Source organism: Pseudomonas sp. 2822-17 (assembly GCF_002742485.1).
In the GTDB taxonomy this organism is placed as follows: Bacteria; Pseudomonadota; Gammaproteobacteria; order Pseudomonadales; family Pseudomonadaceae; genus Aquipseudomonas; species Aquipseudomonas cyclaminis.
This window is the reverse complement of sequence record NZ_LJRZ01000901.1, coordinates 1-241: the sequence shown is the minus strand read 5'-3', so window position 1 is coordinate 241 and position 241 is coordinate 1. Positions and strand designations below refer to the sequence as shown.

Here is a 241-nt window from a genome sequence, read left to right as displayed (position 1 = left end):
GAGCAAATATAAAAATGAAAAATGAAAAAGCTGTTGTTGTATTTAGTGGTGGTCAAGATAGCACGACATGCCTATTTTGGGCCTTGGAAAATTTTGAAGAAGTAGAAACAGTAACTTTTAATTATAATCAACGCCATAAACTAGAAATTGAAGTAGCACAGTCCATTGCAAAGGAATTAGGAGTAAAAAATACTGTGTTAGATATGTCACTCATTAATCAACTAGCGCCAAGTGCACTGAC

At 34.0% G+C, this 241-nt stretch carries 1 protein-coding gene; it reads left to right on the top strand.

Going from position 1 to position 241, the window contains the following annotated elements:
• Positions 1 to 14 precede the first annotated feature (14 nt).
• Positions 15 to 241: 7-cyano-7-deazaguanine synthase (locus AOA60_RS29645; protein ID WP_178075434.1), on the top strand; the 227-nt coding region annotated here is incomplete at its 3' end.